Genomic DNA, 17,244 nt, shown 5'->3' on the forward strand with positions numbered 1-17,244 from the left:
GCCGCCCGGCGGGCGTGTTGCAAGGACTCGAATCCATGACATCGATGCGTTGGCATCTGCCTCTGCTGCTCAGCCTGGCCATCGCCAGCGCCCCGGCCTGGTCGGCTGGCGGCAATGAAACCCTCTTCAACTTCGTCAAGCCGATGGCCGTGGTCAGCGTCACCACGCAGAACGCCGACCTGCCCAGCTCCACCGCCGAGGCCACGCCTGAGGGCGAAATCCTGCGTCGGGTGAACTTCAACCCCGCGCCGCAACCGACCCTGCGTCTCGCGCCTTCCAGCGGCAGCTGGGACTGGTCCCAGGCCGACAGTGTCAGCCTGCGCCTGCAGAACGCCATGGACTGGGCCATCACCCTGGAAGTGGAAATCGAAGGCGTCGCCGGCGCTCCCGGCCTGCGCGCAAGCATCGCCCTGCCGCCGGGCCCGGCGCAGACGCTGGTGATCCCGCTGCACGCCATCGCCCCGGAAGACTTCGGCATGCGTGCCGGCGTGCCCATGCCCGTCACCCAGGACGGCCAGCGCCTGCTGCTGGCGAGCAAGGTTACCGGCGAGCTGAACCGCAGCCAGGTCGGCGCGGTGAAGCTGTTCCTCACCGCGCCCAAGGCGGCGCAGGACATCCTCGTCGGCCGCTTCGGCACCCGCGCCGGCAATGACGAGTACCACAAGGCCTACTCCGGCATTGTCGACGCTTTCGGCCAGTCCACCCGCAGCGACTGGCAGGAGAAGGTGAAGAGCCCCGAGCAACTGGCCAGCGCCTGGAAAGCCGAAGGCGAGCAACTGAAGAAGTGGCAGCCGGCGCCCGGTCGCGACGCCTTTGGTGGCCTGCTGGACGGCCCGGCCTTCGAAGGCACCGGCTTCTTCCGCACCGAAAAGCGCAACGGCCGCTGGTGGCTGGTGACGCCGGAAGGGCATTCGTTCTGGTCCATGGGCGTCAACGCGGTGAACGCCGACAGCAGCCAGACCTACGTGGAAGGCCGCGAGTACATGTTCGCCAGCCTGCCCAAGGAGGACGAGCCATTGGCCGCCTTCTATGGCCAGCGCGATGACCGCAGTGGCGTCGGCGCCCAGCAGGGCCGCGCGTTCGGCAACGGCCGCTGGTTCGACTTCTACGCCGCCAACCGCTTCCGTGCCGACGGTGGCCTGAGCGCTGACGCCGCCGCGGTCGCCTGGCGCGAACGCACCGTGCAGCGCCTCGGTTCCTGGGGCTTCAACACCCTGGGCGACTGGAGCGATCCGGCCTTCGCCGACGATCCGCGCATGCCGTACAGCGTGCCGCTGTCCATCAGCGGCGACTACGCCACTGTCAGCACCGGCTACGACTGGTGGGGCGCCATGCCCGATCCGTTCGACCCGCGCTTCGCCATGGCCGCCGAGCGCGCCATCGCCATCGCCGCCCGCGATCACCGCGAGGATGCCTGGCTGCTGGGTTACTACGCCGACAACGAACTGGCCTGGGCCGGCCGTGGCGACGATGACCAGGCGCACTTCGCCCTGGCTTTCGGCACGCTCAAGCTGTCCACCGACAGCCCGGCCAAGCGTGCCTTCATCAAGCAGCTCAAGGACAAGTACGAGGATCACGAGCAGCTCGCCGAGGCCTGGGGCGTGCAGCTGGGCTCCTGGGAGGACCTGGACGCGCCGGGCTACCAGGCACCGGTGCCGAGCGAGGCGCACCCGGCCATCGCCCAGGACTACAGCGCCTTCCTGCGGCTGTACGCCGACCAGTACTTCAAGACCCTGAAGGACTCGCTGAAGTGGCACGCGCCGAACCACCTGCTGCTCGGCCCGCGTTTCGCCGTCAGCACGCCGGAAGCACTGGCCTCCTGTGCGCAGTATTGCGACATCCTCAGCTTCAACCTCTACGTGCCGCTGCCGCAGCAGGGGTTCGACGCCAACTACGTGCGCAGCCTGGACAAGCCGGTGCTGATCACCGAATTCCACTTCGGCTCCCGCGATCGCGGGCCGTTCTGGGGCGGTGTCGCCGAGGTGTACAACGAGCAGCAGCGTGGCGAGGCGTACCAGCGCTTCCTCGCCGAGGCCGCGAAGGAGCCGAACATCGTCGGCGCGCACTGGTTCCAGTACCTCGACCAGCCGGTGACCGGCCGCCTGCTCGACGGCGAGAATGGTCACATCGGCCTGGTCGGCATCACCGACCTGCCGTTCACCGGCTTCGTCGACGCCGTGCGCAAGGCCAACCAGCAGACGCTCAAAGGCATCGACGAACAGGCCCGCGCCGCCGCCAAGGTGGCGCCGGAACCGCAGCCCAAAGCCGCGCCCGCCGGGGACGACAGCGACGACGAGGAACAGGCCTCGGAGCAATGATCCATCATTCGTGAAGCCACACCCCGCCTTCGGCAGGGTTCCCAGGGGCGGAACGCGCTGAAAGAATGGCGTCTTCCGCACTTTCCGTCCCTGAGTATGTGCATTTCCGGAGCCTGAAATGACCCTGAACGGCCACTGTGATCCGCGCTTCACCCCCGTTGCCGACGCCTTCAGTGCGCTGTTCGAAGACCCACAGGAGCGCGGCGCAGCGCTGTGCATCCAGGTCGGCGGCGAAACCGTGGTCGATCTCTGGGCCGGCAGCGCGGGCAAGGAGCCGGGCCAGGACTGGCAGGCCGACACGCTTCTCAACCTGTTCTCCTGCACCAAGACCTTCGCCGCCGTTGCCGCGCTGCAACTGGTGGGCGAGGGCCGGCTGGAACTGGACGCCCCGGTGGCGCGCTACTGGCCGGAGTTCGAGCAGGCCGGCAAGCAGGGAATCACCGTGCGTCAGCTCCTCTGCCATCGCGCGGGCCTGCCGGCGATCCGCGAGCCGCTGGCGCCCGAGGCGCTGTATGACTGGTCGAGCATGACCGCCGCACTGGCTGCCGAGACGCCCTGGTGGACGCCGGGCGCCGAACACGGCTACGCCCCCATTACCTACGGCTGGCTGATCGGCGAAGTGATCCGTCGTGTCGACGGTCGCGAGCCGGGCTCCGCCATCATCGCGCGCACCGCCGAGCCGCTGGGGCTGGATTTCCATATCGGCCTGGATGACAGCGAATTCCACCGCGTCGCGCACATCGCGCGGGGCAAGGGCAACCTGGGGGACGCTGCCGCGCAACGCCTGTTGCGGACCATGATGACCGACGCCGCCGCGCTCTCCACCCGCGCCTTCACCAATCCGCCTTCGGTGCTCACCAGCACCAACAAGCCCGAATGGCGGCGCATGTCGCAGCCGGCGGCCAACGGCCATGGCAATGCGCGCTCGCTGGCCGGTTTCTACACGGGCCTGCTGCAGGGCAAATTGCTGGACGAAGCGCTGCTGGCCGAACTCACCCGCGAGCATGCCGTTGGCGAGGATCGAACTCTATTGACCTGTACGCGTTTCGGGCTGGGTTGCATGCTTGACCAACCGAGCGTGGCGAACGCCACCTACGGCCTTGGCCCGCAGGCCTTCGGGCATCCGGGGGCCGGTGGCTCCATCGGTTTCGCCGATCCCGAGCGCGAGCTGGCGCTGGGTTTCGTCGTCAACACCCTCGGCCCCTATGTGCTGATGGACCCGCGCGCCCAGCGCCTGGCCCGCCTCGCCGGCGACTGCCTGTAACGACGAGCGGGAGGAACCTTCCTCCCGCTGCGCCTTCTTAAGGTCGTCCGCAATTGCCGTCGCGCTGGTCGCGACGGTCTTCCCCTGCGCACAGCTATGCGCCGCTCGTCAGTTCGGGATTAAAATCTCGTTCCAACTGAGTAAGTTATGTACAACTCTTAAGCTGATTGCTGAAGTCAGGGTGCCGCTGCCTGCCAGCTGCACCCGGCCTCTCTTCATGTTCCGACTTTATGGAATCGCTCCCATGAACCTGCTGTTCTCGAATTCGCTGAAAGTCTCCACCCTTGCGCTGTGCGTCGGTCTTTCCGCCTGCAGCCAGTTCCAGTCTCAGGATCAGGCCAAGGACCCGGCGAAAACCACGGAAAGCGCTGCAGCTGCCGCCAAGCCCGGCACCGGCCACTGGTGGTGGCCCTTCGGTGGCGACGAGGAAGTGAGCGCTGCGGCCCCCGCGCCGGAGAAAAAGCCCGTCGAAGCGACCAAGATCGCCGCCGCTGGCAGCCAGCAGCCCGGTGGCCACTGGTGGTGGCCGTTCGGCGTGAGCGACAGCAAGCCGGGCGCCGAGAAGGCGGCCAAGCCGCAGGACACCAAGGTCAGCAAGGAATGGCTGGACCAGCATGAGCAGTCCCTGCGTGCCGCCGTTGCAGGCAGCAAGTTCACCGTCGAGCGCCGCGAGAACGCCCTGGTGCTGATCGCGCCGGTGGAAGGCTCCTTCAACCCCAAGCGTCCTGAACTGCTGCTGCCGATCACCCTGGCGCCGCTGGGCAACGTGGCGAAGATGCTGCAGAACGATCCGGAAAGCGGCGTGCTGGTGCTCGGCCACAGCGACAGCTCGGGCGACAAGGCGCTCAACGACAAGGTCAGCCTGCAGCGTGCCCAGGCGGTGTCCTCGATCTTCCGCCTGAGCGGCCTGGGCGCCGATCGCCTGCGTCTGAAGGGCGTCGGCTCCAGCCTGCCGCGCGCCGACAATGCCAGCGCCGAAGGCCGCGCGTTGAACCGCCGCGTCGAAGTGCTGGTGACCCAGCGCACCAGCCTGCTGGCACTCGCCCAGGCCAACTGATCCCTTGTGCGACAAGCGTCATTCCCGCTGGAATGACGCTTGTCGTGGATCAAGCGCGAAGGCGCAACTCTGGATAAGCTTAGGGACTTCTTCTGCAGGAGATTTCCGATGGCCCAGACCCTGGCCGATATGCGCCGCGAATACACCCGTGACGGACTGACCGAGACCCAGGCGCCCGCCGAACCGTTCAGCCTGTTCAACCAGTGGTTCGAGGACGCGGTGAAGACCGAGCAACTGCCGGTCGAGCCCAACGCGATGATGCTCGCCACCGCGGACGCCGACGGCCAGCCGCACTGCCGCGTGCTCCTGCTCAAGGGCCTGGACGAGCGCGGCTTCACCTTCTTCAGCAACTACGAAAGCGCCAAGGGCCAGCAGCTCGGGGAAAACCCGCGCGCGGCCATGACCTTCTTCTGGCCGGCCCTGGAACGCCAGGTGCGCATCGAGGGACGGGTCGAGAAGGTCTCCAGCGAAGAATCCGCTGCCTACTACCGTGTGCGCCCGCTGGGCAGTCGCCTGGGTGCCTGGGCTTCGCCGCAGAGCCGGGTGATCGACGGCCGTGGCGAGCTGGAGCAACTGCTGGCCGAGACCGAGCAACGCTTTGCCGACACGGCACCGTCCTGCCCGGACTTCTGGGGTGGCTTCCGCCTGCTGCCGAGCCGCATCGAGTTCTGGCAGGGCCGCCCGAGCCGCCTGCACGATCGCCTCAACTACCGCCACGAAAATGGAGCCTGGGTGCGCGAGCGCCTGGCGCCCTGATTCGCTGGTTGTGCCGATGCGCTTTTTGTAGGACCGAGGGGCTGCCCAGTCCTTGCTCGCGAACCAGGTCTCGCTGAGGCGGTTCGCGAGCAAGCTCGCTCCTACCGAACCATGTCTGTCTGTCGCGCGGTGTAGGATGCCCTTCATCCTCCCGCACAACGGACCTGTCCCCCATGAAAGTCGTCATCGCTCCCGACTCCTTCAAGGAAAGCCTCTCCGCCCCCGAGGTCGCCGAGGCCATTTCCCGTGGCTGGCTGCGCGCGCGGCCTGGCGACGAAACCCTGCTGCGGCCCATGGCCGACGGCGGCGAAGGCACGGTGGACGCGGTGCTGGCGGCGCGGCCGGGCGAGCGCCGCGAGCTGGATGTCTGCGGCCCGCTGGAGCAGCCGGTGAAAGCCCACTGGGGTTGGCTGGAGGACGCCACCGCTGTGATCGAGATGGCCGCCGCCAGTGGCCTGCACTGGGTCCCGGAAGGGCAGCGCGACGCCACCCGCACCACCAGTCGTGGCACCGGCGAGCTGATCCGTGAAGCGCTGGATGCAGGTGCGAAGAAGATCATCATCGGCCTGGGCGGCAGTGCTACCAACGACGGCGGCCTGGGCCTGCTGCAGGCGCTGGGCGTGAGTTTCCTCGATGGCCAGGGCCAGGAGCTGGGCGCCGGCGGCGCGCGGCTCGCGGAACTGGAGCGCATCGAGCTGTCGAGCCTCGATCCGCGACTGGCCTCAGTCGAGGTCGAAGTGGCCGCCGACGTGAACAATCCCCTTTGCGGCCCCCACGGCGCCTCGGCCGTCTTCGGCCCCCAGAAAGGTGCGAATCCGGCGCAGGTGCAGCAGCTGGATGCCGCACTCAAACGCTTCGCTGAAGTCGCTGCGCTCGCACTCGGGCAGGATCACAGCCTGTTCCCCGGCGTCGGTGCCGCGGGTGGCCTGGGCTTCGCCTGCCGGGCTTTCCTCAAGGCGCGCTTCCGTCCGGGCATCGAGCTGATTGCCGAGCTATCGGAGTTGGAGGCGTCGCTGGCCGGCGCGTCGCTGGTCATCACCGGGGAAGGGCGGCTGGATGGCCAGAGCCTGCACGGCAAGACGCCGGTGGGCGTGGCTCATGTCGCCCGGCGCACGGGTGTGCCGGTGATCGCGCTGGCGGGCAGCGTCGGCGAAGGGCTGGCCGAATTGCGTGAAGCGGGGATCGAAGCGGCGTTCAGCCTGGCGCCGGGGCCCATCACCCTGGCCGATGCCTGCGCTCGGGCGGCGCAGGAACTGGAAAACCGCGCCGAGGCGCTGGCGCGCTTCTGGTCGCTGGCTCAGGCCGCGCGGTAGGCGTCGGCGGCGCGCTGCAGCCAGTCGGGCAGGTCGCGCCGCTTCACTTTCTCGCGCTTGGCGTCGGCCAGGCGCTGCAACAGATAGATACGTTTCTGCGGGTCATCGCCCGCCAGCGACAGCGCCAGGTCGCGGTCCATCCAGCGGCGGATGCGCCAGTAGATCCACCAGTGGAAATACAGGCCGGCGGCGGTGGTGACGACGATGATGAAATAGTCCATGAACGGCTGCTCCTTCTGCGGCTGCAAGGCTAACCCATCGTGCTGCACGAAAAACTGAGCCAGGGCAGGCGTTTTCCGACGATCTGGCACAAACTGTACGAAAGCTGAATCGAGATCAGCATGTTTCATGACCTGGCGTGACAGGCGGGCTGCCGTCGGAGTCTAATAGCCGTAGCCCTACTCGGAGGTTCCCTAATGCGTAAAACTGCCCTGATCGCCGTGACTTTCGCGGCCCTGGCCATGACCCTCGGTGGTTGCCAGTCCAGCCTGACCGGCGACACCTACACCCGTGAAGAAGCACGCACCGTGCAGAACGTTCGCATGGGTACCATCCAGGCCCTGCGCCCGGTGAAGATCGAAGGCACCAAGACTCCCATCGGCTCCGTTGCCGGCGCCGCCGTTGGCGGTATCGGCGGCAGCGCCATCGGTGGCGGCAAGGGCAGCTATGTCACTGCCATCATCGGTGCCGTAGCCGGCGGCCTGCTCGGTGCGGCCACCGAAGAAGGCCTGACCCGCACCCAGGGTGTGGAAATCACCGTCCGCGAAGACGACGGCAGCACCCGCGCCTACGTCCAGCAGGTTGACGAAGGCGCCGTGTTCCGCGTCGGCGAGCGCGTGCGCATCCTGACCGTCAACGGTACCAGCCGCGTCGCTCACTGACCGGCAACGGCTGCCCGCCCGGGGCAGCCAGCGAAACCCAGCGCGCGACAGTCGACCCGGCTGTCGCGCGCTATCGTTTGGGGGTTAGGAAAATCTGTCACAGCCCACTGCGGGCGCGGCTCAAGCTTGCAATTTCGTAATAATTCAATCCATGACGCGTAATCGATAGATATGGATAATCGTCGCCTTTGCAAGCCGGCCGCCTTTGCGCGGTGTTGCCTGTCTGAACGCCGTCCGGCGGTGAAAAGGAGTGGGTCATGACGTTGGCGCTGATCATCGCGCTGCCTTTCTTCGGGGTATTGCTGCCGCTGCTGGCCGAGCGTTTCGGCCGAACCGCCTGCGCCGCCGCCACCGGATTGGTGCCGCTGCTGGGCTTGATCCTGCTGCTGGGCCAGCGCTCGGTGCTCGGCGCCGATCCGCAGGTGCAGCGCCTGGAGTGGCTGCCGGAGCTGGGCCTGAACCTCAGCCTGCGCCTGGACGGCCTGGGCTTCCTGTTCGCCCTGCTGATCCTCGGCATCGGTCTGCTGGTGATCCTCTACGCCCGCTATTACCTGTCCGAGAGGGAGCCCGCCGGGCGTTTCTTCGCCTTCCTGTTGCTGTTCATGGGCGCCATGCTCGGCGTGGTGCTGAGCGAAAACCTGCTGCTGATGTTGGTGTTCTGGGAGCTGACCAGCCTGTCGTCGTTCCTGCTGATCGGCTTCTGGGGCCATCGCTCGGATGCGCGCAAGGGCGCGCGCATGTCCCTGGCGGTCACCGGTGGTGGCGGCCTGGCGCTACTCGCCGGCATCCTGCTGATCGGCCATGTGGTCGGCAGCTTCGAACTCTCCACCGTGCTCGGTGCCCGTGAGGTGCTGCAGGCCAGCCCGCTGTTCCCGCTGGCGCTGTGCCTGGTACTGCTGGGCGTGTTCACCAAGTCCGCGCAGTTCCCGTTCCACTTCTGGCTGCCCCATGCGATGGCGGCGCCGACGCCGGTGTCGGCCTACCTGCACTCGGCGACCATGGTGAAGGCCGGCGTATTCCTGCTGGCGCGCCTGTACCCGCTGCTGTCGGGCAACGACCTGTGGTTCTACCTGGTTAGCCTGACGGGTCTTGCGACCCTGCTGATGGGCGCCTTCATGGCGCTGTTCCAGAACGACCTCAAAGGCCTGCTGGCCTACTCGACCATCAGCCACCTGGGCCTGATCACCCTGCTGTTCGGCCTGGATTCGCCCATGGCCAACGTCGCGGCGATCTTCCACATCATCAACCACGCCACCTTCAAGGCCTCGCTGTTCATGGCTGCCGGGATCATCGACCACGAGACCGGCAGCCGCGACATGCGGCGTATCAACGGCATGTGGAAATACATGCCGCACACCGCCGTGCTGGCGATGGTGGCGTCGGCGTCCATGGCGGGCGTGCCGTTGCTCAACGGCTTCCTCAGCAAGGAGATGTTCTTCGGCGAGACCCTGGCGCAGAACATGATGGGCAGCTTCAACTGGGTGATCCCGGCGCTGGCGACCGTGGGCGCGCTGTTCTCGGTGAGCTACTCGGTGCGCTTCATCCACGACGTGTTCTTCAACGGCGAGCCGATCAACCTGCCCAATCCGCACCCCCACGAGCCGCCGCGCTACATGAAGGTGCCGGTGGAAATCCTTGTGCTGATCTGCCTGCTGGTGGGCGTCATGCCGGGGGTTATCGTCGGTCCGCTGCTGGCCGGCGCCGCCGCGTCGAGCCTGAACGGCGTGCTGCCCGAATACAGCCTGGCGATCTGGCACGGCTTCAACGCGCCGCTGGCGATGAGCTTCGTCGCCACCGCCGGCGGCGTGCTGCTCTACGTGCTGCGCAAGCCGCTGTTCGACTGGTACGCCGGGCTGCCGGCGGTGGACGCCAAGCTGGTGTTCGAGCAGCAGGTGCAGCGTGTGGTGCACTTCGCGAAGTGCGTGACCGATTACCTGGAGAACGGCTCGCTGCAGCGCTACGCCATGCTGCTGGTGCTGGCCGCCGTGGTGGTGGTGTTCGCCGGCCTCGCGCCGCTGCCGGGCATTGCCGGTGATCGGGCGCAGACGCCGCTGGATGGTATCACCGCGCTGGGCCTGGTCCTGCTGGCCTTCGCCGGGCCGCTCACCGTCTGGTTCCATCGCCAGCGCCTGACCGCGCTGGTGATCCTCAGCATCGCCGGGTTGCTGGTGGCGCTGGCCTTCGCCCGCTTCGCCGCACCGGACCTGGCGCTGACCCAGCTGTCGGTGGAAGTGGTGACCATGGTCCTGCTGATGCTGGCGCTGTACTACCTGCCGGCGCGCACGCCGAAGACCTCCAGCAGCCTGCGCCGCCTGCGCGATTTCGTGATCGCCATTGGCGCCGGCGTGATGGTCACGCTGCTGACCTATGCCGTGCTCACGCGCCCCTACGACAGCATTGCCGGCTACTACCTGGAAAACAGCGTCTCCGGTGGTGGCGGGCACAACGTGGTGAATGTGATCCTGGTGGACTTCCGCGGCTTCGATACCCTCGGCGAGATCACCGTGCTGGCGATTGCCGCCGTCGGCATCTTCGCACTGCTCGACGGCCTGCGCCTGCTGCGCCGCGAGGGTGACGACGAAGGCCGCGCCTGGGCGCAAGACCGCTTCCCGCCGATCCTCGCCACGCTGTCGCGACTGCTGCTGCCGCTGGCGCTGCTGGTCTCGGTGTTCATCTTCCTGCGCGGCCACAACCTGCCGGGTGGAGGCTTCATCGCCGGCCTGATCACTTCGGTGGCGCTGATCCTCCAGTACATCGCCTGCGGCAGCCGCTGGGTGAGCACGCGCCTGCCGCTGGACTACAGCCGTCTCGCCGGCCTCGGGGTGCTGATCGCCGGGCTGACCGGGCTGGGCGCCTGGTTCTTCGGCTTCCCGTTCCTGACTTCGGCGTTCGGCCACTTCCACATTCCGCTGGTGGGCGACATCGAACTGGCCACGGCCATGCTCTTCGACCTGGGCGTGTACTTCACCGTGGTTGGCGCGACGCTGCTGATTCTTTCCGGGCTGGGTTCGGTCACCGCGCCGCCGGAGCCGCTGTTGTCCAAGGAGGCGCCCTGATGGAAGCGCTGTTCGCCATCGCCCTCGGCCTGCTGACCGCCAGCGGCGTCTACCTGCTGCTGCGCGCGCGCACTTTCCCGGTGGTGCTGGGGCTGACCCTGCTGTCCTACGCGGTCAACCTGTTCCTCTTCGCCATGGGCCGGCTGGCTGGCGACCCGGCGGTGATCGGTCAGGTCGCCAACGCCGGCGACCCGATCCCCCAGGCGCTGGTGCTGACGGCCATCGTCATCGGCTTTGCCATGACCGCCTTCGTCATCGTGCTGGCCCTGCGTGGATTGGCTGACACCGGCGGCGACCATGTGGATGGCGGCGAAGGGGAGGAAGGCCGATGAATCACTGGCTGATCCTGCCGGTCCTGCTGCCGCTGTTCGCCGGTTGCGCACTGCTGCTCGTGGGCGAGCGCCTGCAGCGCGGCCTGTCGCTGCTCGCCACCCTGGCCCTGCTGCCGCTTTCCGCCGTGCTGCTGCAACAGGCCGACAGCGGCGTGGTGCAGTTCTACGCGCTGGGCAACTGGCAGCCTCCGTTCGGCATCATCCTGGTACTGGACCGCCTCAGCGCGCTGATGATCGCTGCCACCGCACTGCTCGCCAGCCTGTCGCTGATCTACGCGGTGCGTGGGGATGACCGGCGCGGCAAGCGCTTCCATGCGCTGTTCCAGTTCCAGTTGCTCGGTCTGAACGGGGCGTTCCTCACCGGAGACCTGTTCAACCTGTTCGTGTTCTTCGAGATCCTGCTGATCGCCTCCTACGCGCTGCTGCTGCATGGCGGCGGGGCAGGGCGGGTGCGTGCGGGTGTGCATTACGTGGTGCTCAATCTCGTCGGCTCGGCGTTCTTCCTCCTCGCGGTGGGCACGCTCTACGGCATCACCGGCACCCTGAACATGGCGCACATGGCCGAGCGCGTGGCCCAGCTGAGCGCCGAGCAGGCGCCGCTGGTGCGGGCGGCGGCGTTGCTGCTGCTGGTGGTGTTCGGCCTGAAGGCGGCGCTGCTGCCGCTGTACTTCTGGCTGCCCAAAGCCTATGCCGAGGCCAGCGCGCCGGTGGCGGCGTTGTTCTCGATCATGACCAAGGTCGGCATCTACTCGATCCTGCGGGTCTACACGCTGATCTTCGGTGAGCAGGCCGGCGAGCTGGCGAACCTCGCGCAGGCCTGGCTGTGGCCGCTGGCGCTGGCCGGGATAGTCGCCGGTGCGCTCGGCGCGCTGGCGGCGACCACGCTGCAAGGCCTGCTGTCTTACCTGGTGGTGGTCTCCGCCGGCACGTTGCTGGCAGCTATCGCGCTGGGCACTCCGGAGGCGCTGTCCGCCGCACTCTACTATCTGCTGCACAGCATCTGGGTGGCTGGCGGCCTGTTCCTGCTGGCCGACCTGATTGCCCGCCAGCGCGGTGAGAAGAGTGGCCGACTGGTGCAGGGCCCGGCGCTGTTGCAACCGCATTTGCTCGGTGGCGCGTTCTTCTTCGGCGCCATTGCCGTTGCCGGCCTGCCGCCGCTGTCGGGCTTCCTCGGCAAGCTGATGCTGCTGCGCTCGGTGAGTGGGGGCAGCGAGGCCATCGCGCTGTGGAGCGTGGTGCTGGTCAGCGGACTGGTGACCATCGTCGCGCTCAGTCGCGCCGGCAGCACGCTGTTCTGGCGCACCGGCCTGAGTGTGCTGGGCAGCGCCAATCGGGAGCCGGTGAAGATGTTGGCGTGCTTCGGCCTGCTGGCCAGCGCACCGCTGATGGTGGTCGCCGCGCGGCCGCTGATCACATATGCACAGGCCACAGCCGTGCAGTTGCTGGACGCCGGGCTCTACCGTCAGGCGATCCTGCTGGGAGGTGGCGCATGATCCGGCGCATCCTTCCGCACCCGCTGCTCAGCGGTGTGCTCCTGCTGAGCTGGCTGCTGCTGGTCAACGACTTCTCCCTCGGCCACTGGCTGCTCGGCGCCTTCCTCGGCCTGAGCATCCCGCTGCTGTGCCGCAACCTGCTGCTGGCCGCGCCGCGCATCCAGCGGCCGGGCTTGCTGCTGCGCTTCATTGGCCTGGTGCTCTACGACATCGTGGTCGCCAACCTGCAGGTGGCGAAACTGGTGCTGGGACCGAAAGCGAAGCTGCAGCCGGGCTTTGTCGAGATTCCCCTGGAGCTGACCGATGACCTGGCCATCAGCATCCTCGCCAGCGTCATCACCCTGACCCCGGGCACCTGTTCCGCCGACCTCTCCGCCGATCGCCGCACGCTGCTGGTCCACGGCATCGACGTGCCGGACCCGCAGGCGCTGGTGGCGGACATCAAGGCGCGCTACGAGGCGCCGCTGAAGGAGGTGTTCGCATGCTCGGTATCGTGATCCCGATCTGCCTGGCGCTGCTGGGTATCGCCGTGCTGCTCACCGTGGTGCGGCTGGTTCGCGGGCCGTCGGTGGCGGACCGCATCCTCGCGCTGGACACCCTGTCGGTGGAAGCCATCGCGCTGATCGTGCTGTTCGGCATCTGGAAGGGCAGCGGCCTGTACTTCGAGGCGGCGCTGCTGATCGCGGTGATGGGCTTCGTCAGCACCGTGGCCCTGTGCAAGTTCCTGCTGCGCGGAGACATCATCGAATGAATGGCGAAATGATCGTGGAAGCGCTGGTCTGCGTGCTGCTGCTGGCGGGGAGCCTGTTTGCGCTACTTGGCGCCATCGGCCTGTACCGCCTGCCGGACTTCTACACGCGCCTGCACGCGCCAACCAAGGCTTCGACCCTGGGCGTGGGCGGCGTGGTGCTGGCCTCGCTGCTGTACTTCAGCACGCGCGGCGAGGGCGTCAGCCTGCATGAGGTGCTGATCACCGTGTTCCTTTTCATCACCGCGCCGGTCAGCGCGCACCTGCTGGCCAAGGCGGCGATGCAGCAGCGCGTGCCGGTGGAGCGGGGAACCAAGGGCAAGCCCTGGGACTGATTTTGAGCCTTGTTTGCGATGCTTCCCGGTTGGGTGTTCTGCGTCGCTTCGGCGTGCGAGTCAGCTTCTTGTTTCGCCCCCTCGGGCGAGTCCCTTTTGGCAAACGCCCCAAAAGGAACCAAAAGGTCTTGCCCCGGACATCCGGTTTTTCGCTTAGGCGAAAAATTCCCTCGTTGAATCGAAGTTTCAGGGGCACGCGCTGACGGGCCGTCCCTGGCCCGACAGCGCTCTCGCGACATCCATGTCGCTCAACCCCTGAAACTCCGCTTCAACGAGGCCTCCTGAACGGGGCCACTCGGAGTGCGCGGATGTCGCTCTGGAAGCCTTCAGAGCAAAATCTAGAGCTGGAGTGGGACGGGTGTGTGGCTCTTCGTAGGACCGAGGGGGACGCCTAGTCCTTGCTCACGAACCTCCCCAGCGTTGGAGCCGCCGGTGAGTTTGTTCGCGAGCAAGCTCGCTCCTGCAGTTCGAATCCCGCCCATACAGTTTCGCCACGATTCTGTACCTGTCGGCGGCCGGCGCGTGCCTCCTATACTCCGGGGACCTTTTGACTGGAGCGTCCCGTGCAGCAATCCCGGCCGTTCGCCCTCGCGTGCCTGGTGCTGGCCATGGCGCTCTGGGGCAGTTCCTTCATCGCACTGAAGTTCGCCTTCCAGGAAATGCCGGCCATGTGGGTGATCTTCGCCCGTATGGCGCTGGGCAGCCTGATCTTCCTCGCCGCCTGGCGCTGGCGTGGACGCATCGACTACCGCCCCGGCGACTGGAAGTGGCTGCTCGCGCTGGCCGCCTGCGAGCCTTGCCTGTACTTCATCTTCGAGTCCCTGGCGCTGCAGCAGACCAGCGCTGCGCAGGCCGGGATGATCACCGCGCTGCTGCCGCTGCTGGTGGCGGTCGGCGCGTTCTTCCTGCTGCATGAGAAGATCGCCCGCAACACTTGGCTGGGCTTCGCCCTGGCGGTGCTCGGCTCGCTCTGGCTGACGCTGGCCAGCGAGCCGGACAGCCATGCGCCCAACCCGCTGCTGGGCAATTTCTACGAGTTGGTGGCAATGCTCTGCGCCACCGGCTACACCCTGTTGCTCAAGCACCTGTCGGCGCGCTACTCGCCCTTTATCCTCACCGCGATGCAGGCATTCATCGGCTCGCTGTTCTTCCTGCCGCTGGCACTGGCGACCTCCGGCCTGCCGCCGGCGCCCGGCCCGACCGGCTGGTTCGCCCTGGTCTACCTGGGCAGCGTGGTCACCGTCGGCGCCTATGGTTTGTACAACTTCGGCGTCAGCCGCCTGCCGGCGAGCCAGGCGACCGGCTTCATCAACCTGATCCCCGTGTTCACCCTGATCTTCGCCGCGCTGCTGCTGGGCGAGGTGCTCAGCGGCCAGCAGGCGCTGGCCGCCGGCCTGGTGTTCATCGGCGTCGCCCTCAGCCAGTGGCGCAGCGCGCCGCCCACATCGCCTGCCGGTGTGCTGGACTGAACCCATTGAACCGCTTGCCCTGCCAGGAGAACGACACGATGGCCACCCAGGAACGCAACTGGACCCGTGAGGCGATCCGCATCATCGAAGCGGATTTCCAGCGCAGCGCCGATACCCACCTGATCCCTCTGGACATGCCCGGCCTGCCGGGCGTGGACCTGTACTTCAAGGACGAGTCGAGCCACCCCACCGGTAGCCTCAAGCACCGGCTGGCGCGCTCGCTGTTCCTCTACGCGCTGTGCAATGGCTGGCTGAAGTCGGGCGCGCCGGTGATCGAGGCGTCCAGCGGCTCGACGGCGATCTCCGAGGCGTACTTCGCGCGACTGCTCGGCCTGCCCTTCATTGCCGTGGTGCCGGCCAGCACCTCGAAGGAGAAGATCGCGCAGATCGCCTTCTACGGCGGCCAGGCGCATCTGGTCGATGACCCGACGCAGATCTACGCCGAGTCCGAGCGCCTGGCGACGGAAACCGGCGGCCACTTCATGGACCAGTTCACCTACGCCGAGCGCGCCACCGACTGGCGGGCGAACAACAACATCGCCGAGTCGATCTTCCAGCAGATGCGCCACGAGCGCTTCCCCGAGCCGTCGTGGCTGGTCTCCAGCCCCGGTACCGGCGGCACCCTGGCGACCCTGGGGCGCTTTGCCCGCTATCGCCGGCATGACACCCGCGTGCTCTGCGCCGACGCCGAGCGCTCGGTGTTCTTCGATTCCTACAAGACCGGCGACCGCGACCTGACCCTGAGCTACGGCTCGCGCATTGAAGGCATCGGTCGCCCACGTGTGGAAGCGTCCTTCCTGCCCAACGTGCTCGACGCCTGCTGCAAGGTGCCGGACGACCTGTCGCTGGCGGCCATGCACTACCTGGCCCGGCGCCTGGGCCGGCATGTCGGCGGCTCCAGCGGCACCAACCTGATCGGCGCGCTGCTGGTGGCGCGGCAGATGGTGGCGCGGCGCGAGAGCGGCTCGGTGGTGGCGATCCTCTGCGACAGCGGCGAGCGCTACGAGACGACCTACTACAACCCGTTGTGGCTGATTTCCCAGGGCTTCGACCTCGATCCGCTGATCGAGGCCGTGCGCCAGTGCGCCGAGCACGGCGCGGCGCTGCCCGGCGATCTGCCCTGCATCGGACTGGACTGATCCCATGGAGGGACGCATGAAAACCATCGGCCTGATCGGCGGTATGAGCTGGGAATCGACCATTCCCTACTACCGGCAGATCAACGAACGCATCAAGGAACGGCTAGGCGGCCTGCACTCGGCGAAGGTCGCGCTGTACAGCGTGGACTTCCACGAGATCGAGCGCCTGCAGCATGCCGGCGACTGGGACGCTGCCGGCCGTGTGCTGGCTGACGCGGCCCGTTCGCTGAAGGCGGCAGGCGCGGACTTCCTCGTGCTCTGTACCAACACCATGCACAAGGTGGCGCCGGCCATCGAGGCGGCGGTGGATATCCCGCTGCTGCACATCGCCGACCCGACCGCCGAGGCGATCCGTGCGGCGGGCGTTGCCACGGTCGGCCTGCTGGGCACGCGCTTCACCATGGAGCAGGCGTTCTACAAGGATCGCCTGGTGGACAGGTTCGGGCTGAAGGTACTGACGCCGAACGAAGCCGACCGCCAGGTGGTGCACCGGATCATCTACGAGGAACTGTGCCTGGGGCGGATTCGCGACGAATCGCGGGAAGAGTACCGGCGCATCATCGCTGCGCTGGTGGAGCAGGGCGCGGAGGCGGTGATCCTCGGCTGCACGGAGATTTCCCTGCTGGTCGATCCGGCGGACGCCTCGGTGCCGCTGTTCGACACCACGGCACTGCATGCCCTGCACGCGGCCGACGCCGCCATTTGAGGAGAACTCACAGCATGAGTTTCATCAGCCTGAGGGTGCGTGCGGCGTTCATCATGCACGGCTACGACGAGCAGAACCGCGAGGTGATCGAGCAGGTCGCGGACCCGGACTTCGTCGAGAAGCTGGTGCGCATCGAGCGCATCCAGTCGATCAGCGAGAAGTACGTGCTGGTGACCGCCAGCGATGGCCGGCTGGCGTACTGGGAATACGACGGGGAATTCGCCGTGCTGAAGGCGCGGCTGGTGGCGGCAGGATTGCTGGTCTGACGCCTCTCTGCAGGGCGCATAACGCGCCAGCGTTATCCGCCGCGACGGGTTCGGCGGATAACCTGTCCCAGGTTATGCGCCCTACGATCTGGTTTGAGGTTTCCGGTTGCG

General features: G+C 67.2%; 17 protein-coding genes. 16 read left to right on the forward strand and 1 reads right to left on the reverse strand.

The window, feature by feature from the left end:
• Positions 1–35: 35 nt before the first annotated feature.
• The 5 genes from IB273_RS20050 (at position 36) to IB273_RS20070 (ending at position 6,708) form a co-directional block, all read left to right on the forward strand.
• Complete coding sequence (locus tag IB273_RS20050) at positions 36–2,318, forward strand: beta-galactosidase (protein ID WP_192224853.1); 2,283 nt, start codon at positions 36–38, stop codon at positions 2,316–2,318.
• A 118-nt stretch (positions 2,319–2,436) separates the two neighbouring features.
• Complete coding sequence (locus tag IB273_RS20055; protein WP_192224854.1) at positions 2,437–3,582, forward strand: serine hydrolase domain-containing protein; 1,146 nt, start codon at positions 2,437–2,439, stop codon at positions 3,580–3,582.
• A gap of 244 nt (positions 3,583–3,826) precedes the next feature.
• Positions 3,827–4,639: an OmpA family protein gene (locus IB273_RS20060; protein WP_081517742.1), complete on the forward strand. Its 813-nt coding sequence runs from the start codon at positions 3,827–3,829 to the stop codon at positions 4,637–4,639.
• A gap of 108 nt (positions 4,640–4,747) precedes the next feature.
• Positions 4,748–5,395 (forward strand): pyridoxamine 5'-phosphate oxidase, encoded by a 648-nt coding sequence (gene pdxH, locus IB273_RS20065; protein ID WP_081517743.1) that lies wholly within the window; start codon positions 4,748–4,750, stop codon positions 5,393–5,395.
• Positions 5,396–5,568: 173 nt separating this feature from the next.
• The gene (locus tag IB273_RS20070; protein WP_192224855.1) at positions 5,569–6,708 is read left to right on the forward strand and encodes a glycerate kinase; all 1,140 of its coding nucleotides are present in this window, start codon (positions 5,569–5,571) and stop codon (positions 6,706–6,708) included.
• On the opposite strand, the gene IB273_RS20075 is transcribed toward IB273_RS20070, so the two are convergent.
• Positions 6,693–6,929: a hypothetical protein gene (locus IB273_RS20075; RefSeq protein WP_138212550.1), complete on the reverse strand. Its 237-nt coding sequence runs from the start codon at positions 6,927–6,929 to the stop codon at positions 6,693–6,695. The genes IB273_RS20070 and IB273_RS20075 overlap by 16 nt on opposite strands.
• Positions 6,930–7,124: 195 nt before the next feature.
• Between IB273_RS20075 and IB273_RS20080 the strand changes: the two genes are divergently transcribed.
• The 11 genes from IB273_RS20080 (at position 7,125) to IB273_RS20130 (ending at position 17,133) form a co-directional block, all read left to right on the forward strand.
• Complete coding sequence (locus IB273_RS20080) at positions 7,125–7,589, forward strand: glycine zipper 2TM domain-containing protein (protein ID WP_045209875.1); 465 nt, start codon at positions 7,125–7,127, stop codon at positions 7,587–7,589.
• 257 nt (positions 7,590–7,846) lie between these two features.
• Entirely contained in the window at positions 7,847–10,645 is a 2,799-nt protein-coding gene (locus IB273_RS20085) for a monovalent cation/H+ antiporter subunit A (protein WP_192224856.1), read from the forward strand.
• Positions 10,645–10,977: a Na+/H+ antiporter subunit C gene (locus tag IB273_RS20090; protein ID WP_151186199.1), complete on the forward strand. Its 333-nt coding sequence runs from the start codon at positions 10,645–10,647 to the stop codon at positions 10,975–10,977. The genes IB273_RS20085 and IB273_RS20090 overlap by 1 nt, the downstream gene beginning before the upstream one ends.
• On the forward strand, positions 10,974–12,470 hold the full coding sequence (locus IB273_RS20095) for a monovalent cation/H+ antiporter subunit D (protein ID WP_192224857.1): 1,497 nt from the start codon (positions 10,974–10,976) through the stop codon (positions 12,468–12,470). Before IB273_RS20090 ends, IB273_RS20095 begins: the two co-directional genes overlap by 4 nt.
• Complete coding sequence (locus tag IB273_RS20100) at positions 12,467–12,967, forward strand: Na+/H+ antiporter subunit E (protein ID WP_081517749.1); 501 nt, start codon at positions 12,467–12,469, stop codon at positions 12,965–12,967. The genes IB273_RS20095 and IB273_RS20100 overlap by 4 nt, the downstream gene beginning before the upstream one ends.
• Positions 12,952–13,221, forward strand: coding sequence for a K+/H+ antiporter subunit F (locus IB273_RS20105; RefSeq protein ID WP_081517750.1), 270 nt, complete (start codon positions 12,952–12,954; stop codon positions 13,219–13,221). The genes IB273_RS20100 and IB273_RS20105 overlap by 16 nt, the downstream gene beginning before the upstream one ends.
• The gene (locus IB273_RS20110) at positions 13,218–13,553 is read left to right on the forward strand and encodes a Na+/H+ antiporter subunit G (RefSeq protein WP_081517751.1); all 336 of its coding nucleotides are present in this window, start codon (positions 13,218–13,220) and stop codon (positions 13,551–13,553) included. The genes IB273_RS20105 and IB273_RS20110 overlap by 4 nt, the downstream gene beginning before the upstream one ends.
• Positions 13,554–14,116: 563 nt before the next feature.
• A complete protein-coding gene (locus IB273_RS20115; RefSeq protein WP_081517752.1) occupies positions 14,117–15,022 on the forward strand; it encodes a DMT family transporter in 906 nt (301 codons plus the stop codon).
• A gap of 38 nt (positions 15,023–15,060) precedes the next feature.
• Positions 15,061–16,161, forward strand: coding sequence for a PLP-dependent cysteine synthase family protein (locus IB273_RS20120; protein WP_192224858.1), 1,101 nt, complete (start codon positions 15,061–15,063; stop codon positions 16,159–16,161).
• 16 nt (positions 16,162–16,177) lie between these two features.
• Positions 16,178–16,867 carry an aspartate/glutamate racemase family protein gene (locus tag IB273_RS20125; protein ID WP_192224859.1) on the forward strand — a complete coding sequence of 230 codons (690 nt, stop codon included), beginning with the start codon at positions 16,178–16,180 and terminating at the stop codon, positions 16,865–16,867.
• A gap of 14 nt (positions 16,868–16,881) precedes the next feature.
• Complete coding sequence (locus IB273_RS20130) at positions 16,882–17,133, forward strand: hypothetical protein (RefSeq protein ID WP_081517755.1); 252 nt, start codon at positions 16,882–16,884, stop codon at positions 17,131–17,133.
• Positions 17,134–17,244: the final 111 nt, after the last annotated feature.

The organism is Pseudomonas sp. PDM19 (genome assembly GCF_014852215.1).
In the GTDB taxonomy this organism is placed as follows: Bacteria; Pseudomonadota; Gammaproteobacteria; order Pseudomonadales; family Pseudomonadaceae; genus Pseudomonas.